Source organism: Streptomyces sp. NBC_01622, from assembly GCF_045209635.1.
In the GTDB taxonomy this organism is placed as follows: domain Bacteria; phylum Actinomycetota; class Actinomycetes; order Streptomycetales; family Streptomycetaceae; genus Streptomyces.
The window spans coordinates 2318675-2334799 of the sequence record NZ_CP109293.1; the positions used below are offsets into that span (position 1 = coordinate 2318675).

A 16125-nucleotide genomic window follows, 5' to 3' on the forward strand; every position below is an offset into this window, starting at 1 on the left:
TGTCGCCTCAGGTCGCGCGGCCCGCGATGTGCCACTTCGACGGCAGCTCGATGCGGGCGCCATCGGCCCTGAACTCGGTGGTGATCAGGGGGAGTTCACCGCTCGCGAGGATGGTGAGGCCGGCCGCGCGGAGGAGTTCGGGCATCTCGTTGTCGGAGACTTCGCCGGGGGCGATGCCGTGGCGGAGGATCGGCGCGAGCTTCGCGGGCGGCCCCTCCGGGTCCTGGGCCAGGCCGCCGATGATCGGGCGGGCGGCCTCGGCGAGTTCGACGAGGAAGACATGGCCGCGCTCCCCGACGAGCGTGGCGATCCCGTCCACCAGCGGCTGCCGGTCGTCGGGGTCGACCTGGTGCAGCACGCCCCGCATGTAGACGTTTGCGTCGCCGAGTTCGGCGTGCAGCGTCTCGACCTCGGTCTTGTCGGTCGCGTCCAGCAGCCGGTAGGTCGCCTGCCCCGCCGGGTCGGCGCGCCGGGCGTGGTCGATGGCGGCCGCGGACAGGTCGGCTCCCACGACGTGGTTGAACCGGTCGGCGAGGAACCGGGTCTGAGTGCCGTTGCCGCAGCCGAGGTCGATCATCTGGAGGCCGGGGTCCCGCAACTTCGGTTCGAACAGGGCGAGATGGAGTCCGACGGTCTGGGTCGGCGACGCGTCCCAGAAGACGGCCCCCTGTTCCTCGGGCGCCTCGCGCCAGAAACCTTCCCAGGCGTCCCGGTACCGACTGGTCACGCTCATGCCCAACTCCCCAGGATGCAAGGCCGTTCCGCCGTAAGTGACGGGCCAGTACGGTTTATCGCGCCAGGGTCCCGCTCACAAGCACACGGCGCATTCCTTCACCGCTCATTCGACACGTGTACGCCGATATGCGCCTCGCGCGCCCCCTCGGTCACCTGCGCTTCAGCGGCGGGGCAGGGTGAGTTCGAACCAGACGGTCTTGCCTGCGGTGGTACGGCTGGCACCCCACTCGCGGGCGAGTACGCCGACCACGTGCAGTCCGCGGCCGAACTCGGCGTCGGGGCCCGCGCCGAGCAGGGTCGGGAGGGTGGGGTCGTCGTCGTCCACCTCGCACAGCAGGGTGTCGCCGCGCACCAGGCGCAGTTCGATCCGGCGGCCGTGGGAGTGCCGTACGGCGTTGGTGACCAGCTCGTCGGCCAACAGGGCCGCGGTGTCGGCGAGTTTGGCGAGGCCCCACTCGTGGAGTTGTTCGCGGACCACCGCGCGGGCCCGGCCGGCCTCGGCCGGATCGAGGGCGAGCCGCCATTCGGCCACGTCGTCCGGCTCGATGCCGTTCAGGCGGGCCATCAGGAGGGCGACGTCGTCCTTGCGGCCACCGCGGGTGTTGAGGGAGCGGATGATCGTGTCGCAGGCGTCGTCCATGGACGCGGCCGGATGCGCGGCCGACTCGCTCAGCGTCGCGAGTCCTACGCCGATGTCCTCGCCGCGCACCTCGACCAGACCGTCCGTGCACATCACCAGCCGGTCGCCGGGGTCCACGCGCACGCGTACCGCCTCGAAGGGCACCCCGCCGACGCCGATGGGCGCGCCCGTGGGCAGGTCGAGGAGCTCGCTGCGGCCGTCCCGGGCCCGCACGATCACCGGCGGGATGTGGCCCGCGTTGCCGATGTGGAGTTCGCCCGCGATCGGGTCGTAGACGACGTACAGGCAGGTCGCGAGGTAGGTGTCGCCGAGGCGCTGCGCCAAGTCGTCGAGGTTGCGCAGGAGTTGGGCGGGCGGGAGGTCCATGGCGGCCATGGTCTGCACGGCGGTGCGCAACTGGCCCATCATGGCTGCCGAGTTGAGGCCGTGGCCCATGACGTCGCCGACGACGAGCGCGGTGCGGGCGCCGGGCAGTTTCACGGAGTCGAACCAGTCGCCGCCGACCCGCCCGAGCAGGGTGCCCGGCAGATAGCGGGTGGCGATGTCGCAGCCCGCCATGCGTGCCGGGATGTGCGGCAGCATGCTGTCCTGGAGGGTCTCGGCGACACTCTCCTGGTAGGTGTACATGCGGGCGTTGTCGAGCACGAGGCCCGCGCGGGCGGCGAGTTCGGCGCCGGTGACGCGGTCCATGTCGTTGAACTCGACGCGCTCCGGGTGGCGCAGCAGGATCATGAAGCCGAGGACGACGTTACGGGCCTTCAGCGGGACGACCAGCATCGAGCGGCCGGTGATCAGCGGCCGGATGTCGCGCTTCTCGAACTGCGAGGCGATCATGTGCCCCATCTGCTCGCTGATGCGCGGCACGAGGACGGGGTCGCCGGTGGTCATGCACTGGAAGAACGGGGTGTGCGCGGGGAACGGCATGGCCTCGCCGACCGGTACGACGTCGTCCCAGCGGCCGGGTTCGTCGGTGTGCTCCAGGGCGACCCGATGCCACATCGTGGTGGTGTCCGGCACACCGTCCGGGAACCCCTCGCCGGCGACGACCTGTTCGCGCAGATAGGTGCCGGCGACATCCGTGAAGCGGGGCACCACGGCCCGGCTGACTTCGAGGATGGTGGTGGCGAGGTCGAGCGAGGTGCCGATGCGCCCGCTGACCTCGTTGAGGAACTCCAACCGCTCGCGTACGGCGACGTATTCGAGGTCCTCGCGCTCGTCCGCGACCTCCTCGGGCACGGGCAGGCCTTCGGCGACCGCGACGGCGGCCCGCTCACGGCGCGCCTTGCGCTCGGCGCGGCGGGCGACGCCCCAGTCGGGGGTCACGGGCACCCGCGCGTTCTGGCTGAACTCCAGGACGGGATAGCCCAGTTCGAGGACCTGGGCGACGATACGGGCGCTCTCGTCGACGCTCATGCTGGGCAGGATCTCGGGGAGCCTGCGGGCGAGCTCGTCGGCGCCGGGGAAGTCGGTGTGGTGGGCGAAGCCGGGTGCTATGCGCTCGAAGGCGCCGTCCGCCTCGGGGAGGTCCTGGCGCAGGCCGCCCGCGTCGGCGGCGAGCACGAGCAGCCGCTCCCGGCCGGGGCCGACCAGGGGGTACGCCCACCACAGGACGTCCACCCGGTCCCTCTCCCAGCCTTCGGCCGGGGGAACTCCCATCTCGCTTCGCTCGGGCACGGTGAGGCGGGCGCGTCCGGCGGCCGGGTAGGACAGCCGTCCGTCGAGGGAGGACTCCAGGTCCGGGCCGAGACCGTCGTAGGACGAGAACGCGCCGTAGGGACTGGTCTCCTCGTCGTCGGGCAGGGCGCCGGAGACGGGGAGCAGGTCGACCGCCGTCTGGCCGATCGCCTCTTCCTTGGTGGTGCCGAACAGCCGCCGGGCGCCGCGGCTCCAGTGCGAGACGAGTCCGTCGCGGTCGATGAGGATCACAGCCAGCGGGATACGGCCCGCCGCGGTGTGCTCGCTCACCACGTCGTCCCCGGCTCCGCGGCCGGGAGGCGCCTCCCGCTCGGTGCCACGGTCCATGGCCCAGGCCCTCTCTCCCCACGGCTCCGCAAGATCTGTGCCGCCACCCACCACGCTACGGGGACGGCCGGTGGCGATGTGCGGCATTCCTGGAATTGGTTCCATCCAATCCGCACCGGCGTGCGCCTGCGCGCCCCGTGGGGCAGGGGGTCAGTCCTCGTGAGCGAGTTGCAGATCGCGCTCGGTGCGTCCCCCGCCCGCCACCTGGAGCACGGTGGCCACGGGCGGATACCCGGCGGCGATCACCGTGTACTCGCCGGAGGACAGGTCGACGAACCGGAAGGTGCCGTCGGGTCCGGTGGTGAGGGTGTCGACGACGTTGCCCGCCGCGTCCAGGAGCGTCACGCGCGCGTCCTCGACGGGCCTCCCCCACCCTCCGGGCGGGGGGACCCCCATCTCGCTTCGCTCGCCGCTCGCCCTGACGGTGCCGCGCAGCACGGCGCCGCCGGCGAGCTCGACGTCCTGGCGGGTCTCGCGGGACGCCTGCACGCTGACGGGGAGCGCGGCCGGCCGGAACGCGGGCGCGCGGGCCGCGAGGGTGTACTCGCCGGCCACCAACTCGCTGATCACATAGCCGCCTTCGCGCCCACTGCGGGTAGTGGCCACTACCTCGCCGTGCACATTGGTCAGTGTCACGGCGGCCTCCCGCACCGGGATGCCGTCCGCGGTCAGCACACTCCCGGCGAGGCGTCCGGCGCCGCCGAGGACGACGTCGAGTTCGACGGGCCGCTCCCCCACGGTCACCGACACCGCCTGCGGCTGGTGCCCGCCGGCCGCCGCGATCAGGACGTACGACCCGGAACCGGGCGTCGACAGCGCGTACCGCCCGTCCGCGCCACTGGCGCCGCGCCCGACCTGCTGCCCGGAGACGTCGATGAGGGTGAGCGCGGCCCGGGGCACGACGGTCCCGTCGGGGTGCTGCACCGTGCCGCAGACGGGAATTCCGGGGGTGTACGACGAACGGGCCTGCGGGATCGGGGAGTTGAAGGGTGCGGCCTCGGACGTCTCGGCGGGGGCGTTGTGGGACACCAGTGGTTTCTCCTTGAGGAAGAAGGCGACGAGCAGGCCGAGGGCGAGCACCGGCACCAGGTAGAGGAAGATCCGCGGCATCGCGTCGGCGTAGGCCCGGATGTAGCTGTCGCGCAGCGCCGGGGGCAGCGCGTGGACGAGCTGCGGGGTGATGGACTCGGGGTCGGGGAGGCGGGCACCCGCGCGCGTGGGGAGGCGTTCGCGCAGTGCGTCGGTGAGCCTGTCGGCGAACAGGGTGCCGAAGATGGCGGCGCCGACGCTGCCGCCGATCTGCCGGAAGTAGTTGTTGGCGCTGGTGGCGGTGCCCAGGTCGGCGGGCCGTACGGAGTTCTGCACGGCGAGGACGAGGACGGGCATCACCAGGCCGATGCCTGCGCCCAGGACGGCCATCCAGACGCTGTACTGGAGCCGGGACGTGTCGACTTCGAGCCGGGACAGCAGCCACATGCCGAGCGCGGCGAGGGCGCTGCCGAGGATCGGGTAGATCTTGTACCGGCCGGTGTGGCTGATGAGTTGGCCTGAGATGATCGACGCGCCGACGATGCCGCCCATCATGGGCAGCATCAGCAGTCCGGACTCGGTGGCGCTCGCCCCGTCGACCATCTGGAGGAAGGTCGGCAGATAGCTGGCGGCGCCGAACAGCGCGACCCCGATCACCAGGCCCACCAGGGCGGTGACGTTGAAGACGGCGTCCCTGAACAGCCATAGCGGGATGAGGGGTTCGGGCGCGAAGCTCTCGGCGACGAGGAAGAGGACGGCGGCGGCCACGGCTCCCGCGCCGAGACCGAGGATGACGCGCGAGCCCCAGGCGTACTCGGTGCCGCCCCAACTGGTCAGCAGGACAAGGCACGTTGACGCGGCGGCGAGCAGCAGCGCGCCGAGGACGTCGAGGCGGGCCTTGACGGTGGGCTTCGGCAGTTTCAGTACGACGGTCACGACGGCCAGGGTCACCACGCCGAAGGGCACGTTGACGTAGAAGCACCACCTCCAGGAGAGGTGGTCCGTGAAGTAGCCGCCGAGCAACGGGCCCGCGACCGAGGCGAGTCCGAAGGTGGCGCCGATCAGGCCCATGAAACGGCCGCGCTGCCGTGGCGGCACGATGTCCGCGATGATCGCCTGCACGCCGATCATGAGCCCGCCGGCGCCGATGCCCTGGACAGCGCGGCACGCGATGAGCTGGTCCATGGACTGGGCGCGGCCCGCGAGCGCGGAGCCGATCACGAAGACCGCGATCGCGAACTGGAACACGCTCTTGCGGCCGAGGAGGTCGCCGAGTTTGCCGTAGACCGGGAGTCCGACCGTGGAGGTGAGGAGGTAGGCGGTGATCGCCCAGGACATCTTCTCCAGGCCGTGCAGTTCGCCGACGATCTTCGGGAGCGCGGTGGCGACGATCATCTGGTCGAGGGCCGCGAGGAGCAGCGCGAGCATCAGACCGAGGAAGACCAACCGCACGCGGCGCGGGCCGAGTTCGGCCTTCTCGACGGATGCGGGGACCGGGGTCTCCGGAGGCGTCGAGGGCCGTTCGTCCTGCACCAGAGTCGTCCCGCCCACGTACCGCTCCCCTCGTCGCGCCTGCCGCACAATTCCCGCTTTAGGCGACAACTGCGAGCAAGCGTGACGAGTTACGGCGTACGCCCGGCTCGAACCGAGATCCACTCGAACCGGTGAGGGAAGCCGTCAGGGCGTCAACGCGCCCTGGGGACTTGGCCCTTGGGGCCTACTTCTCGACCTCGGTGGCGAGCTTGTCGAGGACCAGGTCGTAGATACGGCCGAGGCCCTTGGGGGCGAAGGTGCGCTCGAAGAAGCCGCCGATGCCGGTGGCGCCGTTCCAGGTGCTGGTCACGACGACGCGGGACTTGCCCTCGCCGGCCGGGGTGACCCGCCAGGTGGTGACCATGGTGGAGTTGCGGTCCTTCTCGACCAGCTCGCCGTCGGTCGGCTCGCCGACCTCCAGGAGGCAGTCGCGGACGCGCTTGCTGGTGGCCTGGAGCTTCCAGTGGACGAGGGTGCCCTCGCCGTCGCCGCCCTCGCGCACCTCGTACTCGCTGAACTGCTCGGGCAGCAGCTTCGCACGCGTGCCGGTGTAGTCGGCGAGGGCGTCGAACACCTTCTCCGCGTCGGCTGCGACGACCCGCTCGGTGGTGGCCTCGACCTGCGCCATTTCGTTCCTCCAGGACTTGCGTTCTCGGGGTCGGGGCAAGCCAACCACCCCCGCACTCGGTCACCCAAATCGGGGTGCCCCAGGGCGTCGGAAGCGATCGGGAGTGTTGAGGAAGTTCACTTGCACAGTAATTCGAACAAGTGTTTCACTCTGGGGGCAGGACTACCGAGGAGGCGTCATGCGCTGGGAAAACCTCACAGTGGAGTCCGACGGCCACAGCCGGACGGCCGACGTCGCGCTGTTCGGCGCGGACGCGGTGACCACCCGAACCTTCGACACGCCCGAGTTCCGCGGGATCACCTTCCACGAGGTGCGGGCCCGCTCGATCATCAACCGGGTGCCCGGGGCGTCCCGTATGCCCTTCGAGTGGACGGTCAACCCGTACCGGGGCTGTTCACACGCGTGCGTGTACTGCTTCGCCCGCAAGACCCACAGCTATCTGGACCTCGACACCGGCCTCGGCTTCGACTCGCAGATCGTGGTCAAGGTGAACGCGCCGGACCTGCTGCGCCGCCAGCTCGGCTCACGGCGCTGGCTCGGCGAGCACATCGCGATGGGCACGAACGTCGACTGCTACCAGCGCGCGGAGGGCCGCTACCGGCTCATGCCGGGCATCCTGAGCGCCCTGCGCGACCACGCGAACCCCTTCTCGATCCTGACGAAGGGCACCCTGATCCTGCGCGACCTGGACCTCCTGGTGCAGGCCTCCGAGGTCACCGACGTCGGCATCTCCGTCTCGGTCGGCTTCACCGACCCCGCGCTGTGGCGCACGGTGGAGCCCGGCACGCCCTCGCCGGAGCGGCGCCTGGACGCCGTGCGGACACTGACCGAGCACGGCATCGACGTCGGCGTCCTGATGGCCCCGGTGATCCCCTTCCTGAGCGACCACCCGGCCCAACTGCGTGCCACCGTAAGGGCGATAGCCGCCTCCGGGGCCACCTCGGTGACTCCCCTGGTGCTGCACCTGCGGCCCGGTGCCCGGGAGTGGTTCATGGCCTGGCTCGGGCAGCACCACCCGCATCTGGTGCGCCGTTACGAGCGGCTGTACGCGGAGGGCGCGTACGCCCCGAAGTGGTACCAGCGCCGGATCACCCGTCAGGTCCACGACCTGGCACAGGAGTACGGCATCGGTCCCGCGCGCGCGGGCATGCCGCGCCGGATTCCCGAGCCGGTGGAGTCGGCCGACGAGCCGGTGAGCGGGCCGACGCAGCTCTCGTTGATCTGAAGGCGCTTCTCCATGAGCTGATCCGAGGGCGTTCGAGCGCATCCGGCGGCCCAATTGGGTCAAGTATCGGCTGAACAGGTTCTTCCACCCCGGCTTTTCGGGACTATGCGGCGAGGACCGGCCGCGAGAACCGCGGTCGGCTGCCTCTCCGTCCTGGGAGGACTCATGAGAAAACGCGCAGCCGTACTGTGCGGTGCCGCCGTCGTCGTGGCCGGGACGGTCACCGCTCTCCCCGCCGACGCGAGCACCACGCATTCCGCGACCACCGTCCAGGTGGCGAAGCTCAGCTGGAAGAGCTGCGCCACCACCAACTACCCGACGCTCCAGTGCGCGAGAATCAAGGTGCCGCTCGACCACGCGAACCCGCACGGCAAGCAGATCGCGCTCGCCCTGTCCCGGGTCCCCCACACCGCGAAGACGTACCAGGGGCCCCTGTTGGTCAACCCCGGCGGCCCCGGCGGCAGCGGACTGACCCTCGCGGGCTTTGTGGCCGCCTCGCTGCCCAAGGCGGTGGCGTCCCAGTACGACGTCATCGGCTTCGACCCGCGCGGCGTCGGCAAGAGCACCCCCGCCCTCGACTGCAAGCCCGGTTACTTCAACCCGGTCCGGCCCGACTCGGTGCCGAGCACCCCCGCGCTGGAGAAGGCCAACCTCACGCGCGCGAAGTCCTTCGCGGCGGCCTGCGGCAAGAAGTACGCGAGCGTGCTGCCGTACATCAACACCGTCAGCGCCGTGCGGGACATGGACTCGATCCGGGCGGCGCTCGGCGCGAAGAAGATCAACTACTTCGGCTACTCGTACGGCACCTACCTGGGCGCCGTGTACGCCAAGCTCTACCCGGAGCGCGTACGCCGCCTGGTCCTGGACTCCATCGTCGACCCCACCGGTGTCTGGTACGACGACAACCTCGGGCAGGACTACGCCTTCAACGACCGCCAGCAGGCGCTGATGGCGTGGATCGCGAAATACGACTCCACGTACAAGCTCGGCACCGACCCGGCCAAGATCGAGGCCAGGTGGTACGCGATGCGGAAGGCGCTGGCCAAGAAGCCGGCCGGCGGGAAGGTGGGCGCCTCCGAGTTGGAGGACACCTTCATTCCCGGCGGCTACTACAACGGCTACTGGCCCTACCTCGCCGAGGCGTTCGCGGCGTACGTGAACGACAAGAACGCCGATCCGCTGATCGAGGCCTACGGCAACTTCGCCGCGATCGACGCCTCCGGGGACAACGGGTACAGCGTCTACACCTCGGTGCAGTGCCGTGACGCGTCCTGGCCGCGCGACTGGAACCAGTGGCGCAAGGACAACTGGGCGGCCTACGACAAGGCTCCGTTCATGGCCTGGAACAACGCCTGGTACAACGCGCCGTGCGCGTTCTGGCCGACGGATTCCGAGCACCCGGTCAACATCGCCAACGGCAAGCTGCCGCCGGTGCTGCTCTTCCAGGCGACGAACGACGCGGCGACCCCGTACGAGGGCGGCGCGACGGTCCACCAGCTCCTGGCCGACTCCAGCTTCGTGGTCGAGCAGGGCGGCGGGAACCACGGCATCACGCTGAGCGGGAACGCCTGCCTGGACAAGTACCTGGCGACCTATCTGAGCAACGGCAAGGTGCCGCGCAGTGGCGGCGAGGTCGACGCGGTGTGCCAGAAGACGCCCGACCCGAAACCGCTGACCACGGCGAAGTCGGCGACGAGCACGGCACACGGTTCGACGCTGCACGGGTTGCTGGGCTTCCGCGGCTGAGCCCGGCCCGACCCGATGGATCGACGGCCGGTCGGGGGCGGGAATCCTCGTTGTCAGACCCATGGTCCACCATGGACGCATGAGTGATCTGACGAGGATTCCCGCCCCCGACGGTGTCGCCCCCGCCGCGGCCTACACGCACGTCGTCATGGGCACCGGCCGCTTCGTCGCGATCTCCGGTCAGCTCGCCCTGGACGAGGACGGCAAGCTCGTGGGCGAGGGCGACGCGGCGGCCCAGGCCCGCCAGGTCTTCGCGAACCTCCGCCACTGCCTCGCCGCCGCGGGCGCCACCTTCGACGACGTGGTCAAACTGACCTTCTTCGTGACGGACATGGCCCACATGCCGGCCATCCGCGCGGCCCGCGCCGCCCACATACCCGACGACCGTCTCCCCGCCGCATCGGCCGTACAGGTCGCCGCGCTGGTGCGACCGGAGTTCCTGATGGAGATCGAGGCGTTCGCGGTGATCGGCGAATAATCGGGGGCCGGCCCGTCAGCCGAGTCCTTAAGGTGCCCGCCATGGACGACGCCGAGCCCCTTCAGATCCGCCCCATGGTCCTCGCCGACTGCGACCGTGTCTCCGAAATCCGGGTCCTCGGGTGGCAGTTCGCGTACCGGGGCCTGATGCCGCAGTCGTTCCTCGACGCCCTCAGCGCGAAGGACGACGCCGAGCGGCGCCGGGCCCACTTCGCGCAGGGCGACGGCAGCGTGGTGAATCTGGTCGCCCAGCGGAGCGAGGAGACCGTCGGCTGGGCCGCGCTCGGCCCCTACCGGGACGGCGAAGTCCGCACCGGGGAAGCCGAGTTGTACGCCATCTACCTCGACCCGCGACACCTGAACACCGGCGCCGGCCGGGCCCTGATGCAGGAGGCGCTACGGCGGTGCGCGGCCCTCGGTCACGACCGCGTGTACCTCTGGGTGGTCCGGGGCAACGCCCGCGCCCGCCGCTTCTACGAGCGGGCGGGCTTCCGGGCGGACGGGGCGGAGGAGCCGTACGAGGTGGACGGGGTGCTGGTGCCCGAGATCCGGTACGTCAGGGAGCTGACGCGTTGAGGGGGTGGTGAGCAGCTCACCGCTGCCGTGGCCGCCACTGGCGAGCTACTCACCGCTGCCGTGGGATCCGCCCCAGCGCGCGCACCGCCGCCTCCGCCAGCGCGGGGTGCGCCAGGGCGTCGTTCAGCACCGGTCTGGCGCGGGGGTCGCCCAGTTCGCCCAGGCCCTGTACGCAGGCGAGGGCCACGCGGCGGTACGGGTCGTGGGGGCGCAGGCGGCGCTCCAGGGTGGTGATGAGGGCGGGGACGGACTCGGGGGCGTGGAGGTCGGCCAGGAGCCGGACGGGGTGCAGGGCGTAGGCGACGCGGAGTTCGTTGGTGGCGAGGGCCGCTGCCGCGCGGGCGGTACGGGGGTCGTCCAGACGGGCCAGGGCGTACGCGGCGGAGGCGCAGCGCGGTGGGTCGCGGTGGTTGAGGAACAGGACGAGGGACTCGAAGGCCCGCCGGTCGCCAGCGAGGCCGAGCCGGAACGCGGCCAACTCCCGGGCCCAGAGCGGATGGCCGGGGGCGGTGAGCACCTCCGCCAGTTCGTCGAGGTCGCCGGTCGAAGCGAGTTGCTCGTACGTCGCCGCCCCTCCCGACTCCTGCCGTAAGCGCTCCGTGAGTGATCGCAACTCTTCGTCCATGAAACCGAGCCTATGGGGGTCGCGGGACAGACGGGACCTACATCACAAACTCCGGGGGCTGGCGCGCTCGTTACCCACCGGTTAAGCTCAGACGAGCGAGTTACCCACTCGCACCCTCCTTACGGCGGCCTGGTGACGCAGCCGCCGTGAGTGCAGTCGGTTCGGCACCTCGTGTGCCGCAGTACGACACGGCCTGGGACAGGGCCGGTCGGAACTCTCTTCTCGCCGGGCGTGTGCGCTCGTTGCCCGGCACCACCCGCACTCCTTCTCGCACGCCGTGCGCCCCTCGGCGTACGGCGCGCGCTCCCAGTCGTCACCCTCATTCCAGGAGTCCCGCGATGGCAACTCCCCTGTCCGACGCTCCCCTGTCCCCGTTCAAGACCATTGCCGTCGTCGGTCTCGGCACGATGGGCACCGGTATCACCGAGGTCCTCGCCCGGGCCGGCCGCGAAGTCGTCGGCATCGACGTCAGCGAGGCCGCGACCGCCCATGCCGTCGCCGCCCTGGAGACCGCGACCGCCCACGCCGTGCGGCGCGGCCGGCTCACCGAGCAGGAGCGCACCGACGCTCTGGCGCGGGTCCGCACCTCCACCGACCTGAGCGCGGCGGCCGACGCCGACCTGGTCATCGAGGTGGCCCCGGAGTCGTACGAGATCAAGCACCAGATCTTCCGTGAGCTGGACGGGATCGTGCGCCCCGAGACGATTCTCGCGACCGGCACGAACGCCCTGTCCGTCACACGGCTCGCCGCCGACTCGGCGCGGCCGGAGCGGGTGCTCGGGCTGCACTTCTTCAACCCGGCGCCCGCGATGAAGCTCGTCGAGGTGGTCTCCTCGGTGCTGACCGCGCCCACCGCCGTCGCCGCCGTCACCGAGCTGGCGATCGAGCTGGGCAAGGAGCCCGTCGCGGTCGGCGACCGGCCCGGATTCGTCGCGGACGGGCTGCTGTTCGGCTACCTCAACCAGGCCGCCGCGATGTACGAGGCGAAGTACGCCTCCCGCGAGGACATCGACGCCGCGATGCGACTCGGCTGCGGTTTCCCCATGGGCCCCCTCGCGCTGCTCGACCTGATCGGCGTCGACACCGCGCGCACGGTCCTGGAGGCCATGTACGCCGAGTCCCACGACCGCCTGCACGCCCCCGCGCCGATCCTGAAGCAGCTCAGCGAGGCGGGCCTGACCGGCCGCAAGACGGGCCGCGGCTTCTACTCCTACGAGGCTCCCGGCAGCGCCACCGTGGTGCGGGACGCGCTGACCCCGCCGGAGGGCGCGCAGCTCGCCCCGGGCCGTACGGTCCGCTCGGTCGGTGTCGCCGGTTCCGGGACCATGGCGTCCGGTATCGCCGAGGTCTTCGCCAAGGCCGGATACGACGTGGTCCTCGCCGCCCGCAGCGAGGAGAAGGCGCAGTTCGCCAAGTCCCGTATCGGCAAGTCGCTTTCGCGCTCCGTCGACCGGGGGCGGATGACCGCCGAGGCCGCCGCGCAGACCCTGGAGCGGATCACTCCGGCGGGGTCGTACGACGCGTTCGCCGACGTCGATCTGGCCGTCGAGGCGGTCGCCGAGGACCTGGAGATCAAGCAGCAGCTCTTCGCGACGCTGGACAAGGTCTGCAAGCCGGGCGCGGTCCTGGCCACCACGACCTCGTCGCTGCCGGTCGTCGCGTGCGCCCGCGCCACCTCGCGTCCGCAGGACGTGATCGGTATGCACTTCTTCAACCCCGCACCGGCGATGAAGCTGGTCGAGGTCGTCCGTACCGTGTTGACGGATGGTGACGTCCACTCAACAGTTCACGAGGTCTGCGTCAAGATCAAGAAGCATGCCGTTGACTGTGGTGACCGAGCCGGATTCATCGTCAATGCACTGCTTTTCCCGTACCTCAACAACGCGATCAAGATGGTGCAGGAGCACTATGCGTCTCTTGACGACATTGATGCCGCGATGAAGCTGGGCGGCGGCTACCCGATGGGCCCCTTCGAGCTGCTGGACGTCGTCGGACTCGACGTCTCCCTGGCGATCGAGAAGGTCCTGCACCGCGAGTTCCGCGACCCGGGCCTCGCGCCGGCGCCGCTCCTGGAGCACCTGGTGGCCGCGGGCTGCCTCGGCCGCAAGACGGGCCGCGGCTTCCGCGAATATGCCCGCCGCTGAGCGTCCCGGCGACCGGTTCGGGGACGACGAGCACGGGGACGGGGACTGGGGCGGGCTGCTCGGTCCCACCGGAGGGCCCCTGCCCATGGCGGCTGGGGGAAACCCCCGACGTGCGCGGCAAGCTGCGCACATGCAGTACGTTCGGGTCATGCCCCAGCCCGCCAAGCCCTCACGTACCGCAGCCGCGCCCGACGCACCGGAGAGTGCCGCGGGCAGTCGCGCCGCCGCCCAGCGCCTCAAGATGCGGCGCGAACTGGCGGCGGCGGCGATGGAGCTGTTCGCGACCAAGGGGTACGAGGCGACCACCGTCGACGAGATCGCCGCCGCGGCCGGGGTCGCCCGCCGGACGTTCTTCCGCCACTTCCGCTCCAAGGAAGAGGCGATCTTCCCGGATCACGACGACACGTTGATCCGGGCCGAGGCGGTCCTCAATGCCGCCCCCGCGCACGAGCACCCGCTCGACACGGTGTGCCGGGGCATCAAGGAAGTCATGCGGATGTACGCGGCGCAGCCGGAGATCTCGGTCGCCCGCTACAAGCTGACGCGCGAGGTGCCCACCCTGCGCGAGGCGGAGATCGCGTCGGTGGCCCGCTACGAGCGGCTGTTCACGCGCTATCTGCTGGGCCACTTCGACGAGCACGCGCACGACGACGACGCCAACGACGACCCGCTGCTCGCCGAGGTCGCCGCCTCGGCCGTGGTCACCGCCCACAACCACGTGCTGCGGCGCTGGCTGCGGGCCGGCGGCCAGGGGGACGTGGAGGCACAGCTCGACCACGCCTTCGGGATCGTACGGAAGACGTTCGGCAGCGGCATCGGCGCCGGCCGCACCACGACCCCCAAGCCGGCCACGGCGATGGTGCACCAGCAGGGCGAGGTCCTGGTGACGGTCGCCCGCACCGACGCCCCGCTGGACGAGGTCATGCGGACCATCGAAGAGGCACTGAGGGACCGCTGAGCCCCATCAGCCCCTGCGATCCCTTGTGATGACGGCCACCCTCCGTGGTGGCCGTTTTGGCATGTCAGAGCCCCTTTTCACGCACCTTTCAGACCCCGTTCGATCGATCATCGCTCATTTGTTACGTAAAGATTTCACCTGAGAGCGGTTCATGGCACTCGGTGCCTTGCGGGGTGACACGCAGTGTCATACCTTGAAGGTGTCCGGGCGGCCGGCGTACAGAGATCTCCCGTACGTCGGCTGTCCCCGCAACCCACCACTGGGCTGCGCGCCCGGACGCCTGCGTCACAGGCACCCTCCCGCGCCACAAAGCGCTGCCGAAGCACCACCCGCCGAACCGACGGCACCTCTCCACCCACCCTCAGCAGCAGCACCGACGTAACCATCGGCGCCCCTCCCTCAGGGCGCACTTCGCCGGAGGCAACACCGTGACCGTGAAGGACATCCTCGCCGCGATCCAGTCGCCGGACTCGACTCCGGCCGATTTCGCCGCCCTGCCGCTCCCCGAGTCGTACCGCGCGATCACCGTGCACAAGGACGAGACGGACATGTTCGCGGGCCTCACCACCCGCGACAAGGACCCCCGCAAGTCGATCCACCTGGACGACGTCCCGGTGCCGGCACTCGGCCCGGGCGAGGCCCTGGTGGCCGTGATGGCCTCCTCGGTCAACTACAACTCCGTGTGGACCTCGATCTTCGAGCCGCTGTCGACGTTCGGTTTCCTGGAGCGCTACGGCAAGCTCAGCGAGCTGACCAAGCGGCACGACCTGCCGTACCACGTGATCGGTTCCGACCTCGCGGGCGTCGTCCTGCGCACCGGCCCCGGCGTCAACGCCTGGAAGCCCGGTGACGAGGTCGTCGCACACTGCCTCAGCGTGGAGCTGGAGTCGAGCGACGGGCACAACGACACGATGCTCGACCCCGAGCAGCGCATCTGGGGCTTCGAGACCAACTTCGGCGGGCTCGCCGAAATCGCCCTCGTCAAGTCCAACCAGCTGATGCCCAAGCCGGACCACCTGTCGTGGGAGGAGGCAGCCGCACCCGGGCTGGTCAACTCCACCGCCTACCGGCAGCTCGTCTCCCGCAACGGTGCCGGCATGAAGCAGGGCGACAACGTCCTGATCTGGGGCGCGAGCGGCGGGCTCGGCTCGTACGCCACGCAGTTCGCGCTCGCGGGCGGCGCCAACCCGATCTGTGTCGTCTCCTCGCCCCAGAAGGCCGACATCTGCCGCGCGATGGGCGCCGAGGCGATCATCGACCGCAACGCCGAGGACTACCGGTTCTGGAAGGACGAGCACAACCAGGACCCGCGTGAGTGGAAGCGGTTCGGCAAGCGGATCCGTGAGCTCACCGGCGGCGAGGACGTGGACATCGTCTTCGAGCACCCTGGGCGCGAGACCTTCGGCGCAAGCGTTTACGTCACCCGCAAGGGCGGCACGATCGTCACCTGCGCCTCGACCTCCGGGTTCAACCACGAGTACGACAACCGCTACCTGTGGATGTCCCTGAAGCGGATCATCGGCTCGCACTTCGCCAACTACCGCGAGGCCTGGGAGGCCAACCGGCTGGTCGCCAAGGGCAAGATCCACCCGACGCTCTCCAGGGTGTACTCCCTGGAGGAGACCGGACAGGCCGCCTACGACGTCCACCGCAACCTCCACCAGGGCAAGGTCGGCGTCCTGTGCCTCGCCCCCGAGGAAGGCCTCGGTGTGCGCAACAAGGAGAAGCGCGCCCAGCACATCGACGCCATCAACCGCTTCCGCAACATCTGAGGACACCTGAGGTCA

The 16125-nt window shown here is 70.4% G+C and carries 12 protein-coding genes; 7 read left to right on the forward strand and 5 right to left on the reverse strand.

Annotated features, from left to right (window positions below):
• Positions 1-7: 7 nt before the first annotated feature.
• The 4 genes from OH768_RS10650 to OH768_RS10665 form a co-directional block, all read right to left on the reverse strand.
• Positions 8-733 carry a class I SAM-dependent methyltransferase gene (locus tag OH768_RS10650; RefSeq protein ID WP_406452399.1) on the reverse strand — a complete coding sequence of 242 codons (726 nt, stop codon included), beginning with the start codon at positions 731-733 and terminating at the stop codon, positions 8-10.
• A 162-nt stretch (positions 734-895) separates the two neighbouring features.
• Positions 896-3397, reverse strand: coding sequence for a SpoIIE family protein phosphatase (locus OH768_RS10655; RefSeq protein ID WP_406452401.1), 2502 nt, complete (start codon positions 3395-3397; stop codon positions 896-898).
• 150 nt (positions 3398-3547) lie between these two features.
• Complete coding sequence (locus OH768_RS10660) at positions 3548-5977, reverse strand: MFS transporter (RefSeq protein ID WP_406452403.1); 2430 nt, start codon at positions 5975-5977, stop codon at positions 3548-3550.
• A 166-nt stretch (positions 5978-6143) separates the two neighbouring features.
• Positions 6144-6587: an SRPBCC family protein gene (locus OH768_RS10665; protein WP_406452405.1), complete on the reverse strand. Its 444-nt coding sequence runs from the start codon at positions 6585-6587 to the stop codon at positions 6144-6146.
• 178 nt (positions 6588-6765) lie between these two features.
• On the opposite strand from OH768_RS10665, the gene OH768_RS10670 reads away from it, so the two are divergent.
• The 4 genes from OH768_RS10670 (at position 6766) to OH768_RS10685 (ending at position 10611) form a co-directional block, all read left to right on the forward strand.
• Positions 6766-7812 carry an Rv2578c family radical SAM protein gene (locus OH768_RS10670; RefSeq protein ID WP_406452407.1) on the forward strand — a complete coding sequence of 349 codons (1047 nt, stop codon included), beginning with the start codon at positions 6766-6768 and terminating at the stop codon, positions 7810-7812.
• 165 nt (positions 7813-7977) lie between these two features.
• Complete coding sequence (locus OH768_RS10675) at positions 7978-9558, forward strand: alpha/beta hydrolase (RefSeq protein WP_406452409.1); 1581 nt, start codon at positions 7978-7980, stop codon at positions 9556-9558.
• 79 nt (positions 9559-9637) lie between these two features.
• Positions 9638-10036, forward strand: a complete 399-nt coding sequence (locus OH768_RS10680) for a RidA family protein (RefSeq protein ID WP_406452411.1) — start codon at positions 9638-9640, stop codon at positions 10034-10036.
• A 41-nt stretch (positions 10037-10077) separates the two neighbouring features.
• A complete protein-coding gene (locus OH768_RS10685) occupies positions 10078-10611 on the forward strand; it encodes a GNAT family N-acetyltransferase (RefSeq protein ID WP_406452413.1) in 534 nt (177 codons plus the stop codon).
• Between the two features lie 49 nt (positions 10612-10660).
• Here the strand turns inward: OH768_RS10685 and OH768_RS10690 are convergent, their stop codons facing one another.
• Complete coding sequence (locus OH768_RS10690) at positions 10661-11236, reverse strand: adenylosuccinate lyase (RefSeq protein WP_406452415.1); 576 nt, start codon at positions 11234-11236, stop codon at positions 10661-10663.
• A gap of 338 nt (positions 11237-11574) precedes the next feature.
• Here OH768_RS10690 and OH768_RS10695 point away from each other — a divergent pair, with 338 nt between their 5' ends.
• The 3 genes from OH768_RS10695 (at position 11575) to ccrA (ending at position 16110) form a co-directional block, all read left to right on the forward strand.
• On the forward strand, positions 11575-13380 hold the full coding sequence (locus OH768_RS10695; RefSeq protein ID WP_406452417.1) for a 3-hydroxyacyl-CoA dehydrogenase family protein: 1806 nt from the start codon (positions 11575-11577) through the stop codon (positions 13378-13380).
• Positions 13381-13528: 148 nt separating this feature from the next.
• Positions 13529-14338: a TetR family transcriptional regulator gene (locus tag OH768_RS10700; RefSeq protein WP_200711542.1), complete on the forward strand. Its 810-nt coding sequence runs from the start codon at positions 13529-13531 to the stop codon at positions 14336-14338.
• Positions 14339-14772: 434 nt separating this feature from the next.
• Positions 14773-16110 carry a crotonyl-CoA carboxylase/reductase gene (gene ccrA, locus OH768_RS10705; RefSeq protein WP_406465214.1) on the forward strand — a complete coding sequence of 446 codons (1338 nt, stop codon included), beginning with the start codon at positions 14773-14775 and terminating at the stop codon, positions 16108-16110.
• Positions 16111-16125 lie beyond the last annotated feature (15 nt).

Bases quoted from the DNA above. Each gene is read 5' to 3' on its own strand.
- OH768_RS10650 (WP_406452399.1), bottom strand. From the start codon at position 733: ATGAGCGTGACCAGTCGGTACCGGGACGCCTGGGAAGGTTTCTGGCGC.
- OH768_RS10655 (WP_406452401.1), bottom strand. From the start codon at position 3,397: ATGGACCGTGGCACCGAGCGGGAGGCGCCTCCCGGCCGCGGAGCCGGG.
- OH768_RS10665 (WP_406452405.1), bottom strand. From the start codon at position 6,587: ATGGCGCAGGTCGAGGCCACCACCGAGCGGGTCGTCGCAGCCGACGCG.
- OH768_RS10670 (WP_406452407.1), top strand. From the start codon at position 6,766: ATGCGCTGGGAAAACCTCACAGTGGAGTCCGACGGCCACAGCCGGACG.
- OH768_RS10675 (WP_406452409.1), top strand. From the start codon at position 7,978: ATGAGAAAACGCGCAGCCGTACTGTGCGGTGCCGCCGTCGTCGTGGCC.
- OH768_RS10680 (WP_406452411.1), top strand. From the start codon at position 9,638: ATGAGTGATCTGACGAGGATTCCCGCCCCCGACGGTGTCGCCCCCGCC.
- OH768_RS10685 (WP_406452413.1), top strand. From the start codon at position 10,078: ATGGACGACGCCGAGCCCCTTCAGATCCGCCCCATGGTCCTCGCCGAC.
- OH768_RS10690 (WP_406452415.1), bottom strand. From the start codon at position 11,236: ATGGACGAAGAGTTGCGATCACTCACGGAGCGCTTACGGCAGGAGTCG.
- OH768_RS10695 (WP_406452417.1), top strand. From the start codon at position 11,575: ATGGCAACTCCCCTGTCCGACGCTCCCCTGTCCCCGTTCAAGACCATT.
- OH768_RS10700 (WP_200711542.1), top strand. From the start codon at position 13,529: ATGCCCCAGCCCGCCAAGCCCTCACGTACCGCAGCCGCGCCCGACGCA.